General features: G+C 35.1%; 1 pseudogene. It reads right to left on the bottom strand.

The features are described 5' to 3' along the window. A pseudogene (locus HMPREF2701_RS00980) lies at positions 1 to 365 on the bottom strand (VirB4-like conjugal transfer ATPase); the annotation flags it as partial.

The following is a 365-nucleotide window of genomic DNA, read 5'->3' as shown; positions in this document are numbered from 1 at the left end:
GCTCCATATTTTCTGACACGACTCCACAATTTAAAGAAGAAATCACTGGCATATTTATCTAATAAGAGAAGCTGCATTTCATCAAAATAAATCCAAGTCTTCTTCCCTAATTTTTGGTTCCGAACAACACGATTCCATATCTGATCAAACACTACCATAAGAGCGATTTGTTTCAGCTCATCTCCTAACTTTTTAACGTTATAGATTAAGAAGTTAGATCCTGTCTGAATATTGGTCTTATGAGAAAAAATATCAAGAGAACCTTCGACATACAGTTCCATATCAAGTGCTAAATTCTGTGCTTCTTCTTCTGGCTGTTGACTCAAGACAAAAACCCATTCTTCCAAAGAAGGCTCTTTAAATGA

Origin of the sequence: Streptococcus sp. HMSC077D04 (assembly GCF_001808785.1) — a bacterium.
Lineage (GTDB): Bacteria > Bacillota > Bacilli > Lactobacillales > Streptococcaceae > Streptococcus > Streptococcus mitis_BX.
This window is presented reverse-complemented; position numbering and strand designations above follow the sequence as displayed.